Origin of the sequence: Candidatus Limnocylindrus sp., from assembly GCF_040397215.1 — a bacterium.
Classification (GTDB): domain Bacteria; phylum Chloroflexota; class Limnocylindria; order Limnocylindrales; family Limnocylindraceae; genus Limnocylindrus.
Genome location: NZ_JBBAWK010000038.1, coordinates 1 through 3,115, shown reverse-complemented (window position 1 = coordinate 3,115; position 3,115 = coordinate 1). Strand labels below are relative to the sequence as shown.

General features: G+C 63.3%; 3 protein-coding genes. All 3 read right to left on the bottom strand.

Annotation, left to right across the window (positions count from 1 at the left end; all coding sequences use genetic code 11):
* Positions 1-201 precede the first annotated feature (201 nt).
* On the bottom strand, positions 202-714 hold the full coding sequence (locus AC3LCN_RS05925) for a gluconokinase (protein WP_488649145.1): 513 nt from the start codon (positions 712-714) through the stop codon (positions 202-204).
* 6 nt (positions 715-720) lie between these two features.
* On the bottom strand, positions 721-1,800 hold the full coding sequence (locus tag AC3LCN_RS05920; protein WP_488649144.1) for a Gfo/Idh/MocA family protein: 1,080 nt from the start codon (positions 1,798-1,800) through the stop codon (positions 721-723).
* A 71-nt stretch (positions 1,801-1,871) separates the two neighbouring features.
* Positions 1,872-3,115: sulfatase-like hydrolase/transferase (locus tag AC3LCN_RS05915; RefSeq protein ID WP_488649143.1), on the bottom strand; the 1,244-nt coding region annotated here is incomplete at its 5' end.

Here is a 3,115-nt window from a genome sequence, read left to right as displayed (position 1 = left end):
CCTGTATTGCGTGGGCTTCCAGACCATCCTCGCCCGCTCCACCGAATGGGCCGCGACCGGCAAGGTCAGCCTAGCCGTCCCGGAAGGCTTCCCGACCCTCGATAAGACAAGCGTCATCGAGCCGTCCAGGGTCGTCTGGAAGAAGTAAGCGCCCGTTCACGTCCATAACGAAGGCCCGCCATCGCGCGGGCCTTCTGCTTTTCAGGCGAAGCGACGCATCGCCACACCGACCGTTGCGCAGATCTGCTCGGGCGAAAGGCTGATGCTGACGTGCAGACACTTCTCTGTCGCAAGATTCGGACGCTCCAAGGTAGCAAGCTGGCTGCCGAGCAGGCCCGGCGGCATGAAGTGCCCCTTACGCGCATCGATGCGTGCCTGCAGAAGTTCCTGACTTCCATCGAGGAAGATGAAGAAGAGCTCAGGGTCCCCTTCACGCAGGCGATCGCGATAGGCTTTCTTCAGGGCCGAACAGGTCACGACCATCGCTTCGCTTCGGGCCTTGCCCTCGGCGAGACGTGCGGCCATCGCCGCCAGCCAGCCAGCGCGGTCGGCGTCCATCAGCGGCGTACCGGCGCTCATCTTGGCGACGTTCTCCGCCGGATGAAAGACGTCGGCCTCGATCAGCGAGGCGCCGGTGCGCTGCGCATACATCTCCGCCACGGTGCTCTTGCCGCAGCCGGAGACGCCCATGAAGACGAGGTTCGGATGCGCCATCGCCGCTCAGAGATTGATCGTACGACCTTCGCGGAACGACTGGTCCGCCGCAGCGACAATGCGCATCGAATTCACGGCGTCATCCATGTGCGCAGTGAGGTCGAGGTCTTCGCGGATGGTCTTTTCGAAATAAATCTGCTCGCGCTCGCAGAGCCCGTCATGCCCGGGATCGGCATCAGTCGGCACAATCTCGTCGGGCTTGGTGAACTTGCCGTCGGCGCCGAGCTGCGAGGAATGCACCTTCAGCGCCTGAGCGGCGGAGTGCGAATCGACGTCGGCGGAATTACCCGGCTGCGAAGCCTTGCCAGCGACGATAGAGACGCAGCCCTTGGGCCCGATCACGTCCTTCACGAAGAAGGCTTCCTCCGACATCATCGGACCCCAGCCGGCCTCATACCAACCCACGGAGCCGTCGGCGAAGGTGACCTGCAGCTGGCCGTAGTTGACCATGCCCGCCGGGAGTTCATCGGACAGACGCGCGCCGATGCCGGAGACGCGCACGGGGCGGCTACCGGTCATGAGGCACATCACATCGACGTAATGGACTCCGCAATCGACGATCGGACTACAGGTCTGCATGAGTGCGCGGTGCGTCTTCCAGTTCTCCCCGGAGCTCTGCTGGTTGAGGTTCATGCGCATGACGAGCGGATTTCCAAGCGTCTGGACGGTCTTGATGAACTGAGTCCAGGCCGGGTGATGGCGGAGAATGTAGCCGATCACGACCTTGCGCTTCACTTCCCTGGCCTTGGCGACGATCTGCTCGGCCTCGGCGACGGTGACAGCGAGCGGCTTCTCGACGAAGACGTGGCAGCCGGCCGCGAGCGCGGCGACGGCATATTCGGCATGCGTGTCAGGGTAGCTCGAGATCGAGACCGCATCAGGCTTGGCGGCCTTGAGCGCGGCATGGAAGTCGCCGTACTCCGCGTAGCCGCCGCCGAGTTCGGCGTTAAGCTTGGCCCGGGAATCGGCGGAGCGGGTCACAAGGCCGACGATCTGAAAGCCAGGCAGCTTGTGATAAGCGAGCGCGTGCGAACGACCCATGTGGCCGGCGCCGACGCAAAGGACTCGGATAGGGGTCTGGCTCATGCGCCGAGCATCACCCTTCCTCCCTCCGCTTCAAGTCGGGAGAAGGTGCTGACTCGAAATTAATCGACCGATTAGTTCGGTAACGGCTGGCCCACGCCCTTGGCCTTCTGCGCGTCGAGCAAGGCCTTGAGCCGAGCGACGATCTCAGGGTGATCCTTCGCGACGTTATTGCGCTCGCCAGGATCGGACTGCAGGTCGAAGAGGCGAGGGCCAGACTGGTCGCGACTATCGCTAGCCTGTTCGGCTTCACTACCCAGCAGATCGACCAACGGCCCCTGCGCCTTCTTGCCCTTACCGGGAGCGCCGACGCCGGAAATGAACTTCCAGCGCGCGTCGCGGATGGAAAGCTGATTGCCCTGCGTGCTCGAAATCAGGGTTTCGCGGCCGGCGCCTCCTGAGAGCGCCGCGGACGTGTCGACGGAATCCAGCTTCAGGAAGTCGCCAGGGTCGCCACCGGCGACCTTCGTGAAGACCGCGGGGAGGTCGACCTGCGACATCAGGGCATCGGAGACGTGGCCGACGGGCGTATGACCGGGCCAGCGGGCGATGAAGCCGACGCGCGTACCGCCTTCGAGGATGCTGTATTTACCGCCTCGGAAAGGTCCAGCGGGCGTGTGGCCGGCCTGCTTATTCAGTTCGACGGCTTTATCCTTATAACCATCGTCGAGCACCGGACCGTTGTCGGAAGAATAGATGACGAGCGTGTTCTCGGCGAGGCCGTGCTTGTCGAGCTCGGCGAGGATGCGGCCGGCCTGGTCGTCGAACGCCACGACGGCGTCGCCGCGCGGGCCCAACGGGGTCTTGCCGGCGTAGCGCGGATTGTGCACGCGCGGCACATGGTTCTCATGCGAGGCGTAATAGAGCAAGAAAGGTTTGTCCTTGTTACGCGCGATGAAGCCACAGGCCTTGTCGCAGAACGTGTCGCCCATCGTCTCGTCATTCCAGAGCGCCGCCTTGCCGCCCTTCATCCAGCCGATGCGACCGACGCCGTTGACGAGGGCCATGTTATGGCCATGCGACCAATCCATCTTCAGCTTCGCGCGTTCGGCATCGGTGGTCAGGTCAGGATCACCTAGGTAAGCCTGCTTATAACTGACTTCGATCGGGTCCTTGGGGTCGAGGCCGACCACGGAACCATCCTCGACGAAGATCGTCGGTACGCGGTCGCCAGTGGCGGCCATGATGAAGGAATAGGTGAAGCCGATCTGATTGGGCGACGGGTCGATCTTCTGGTTCCAATTCACGTCGCCCGAGCCCAATCCGAGGTGCCACTTACCGACGACGCCAGTGGCGTAACCCAGCTTGGCGAGACTGG

Excerpts from the sequence above, each read along its gene's own strand:
- AC3LCN_RS05920 (WP_488649144.1), bottom strand. The coding sequence starts at position 1,800 with ATGAGCCAGACCCCTATCCGAGTCCTTTGCGTCGGCGCCGGCCACATG.
- AC3LCN_RS05925 (WP_488649145.1), bottom strand. The coding sequence starts at position 714 with ATGGCGCATCCGAACCTCGTCTTCATGGGCGTCTCCGGCTGCGGCAAG.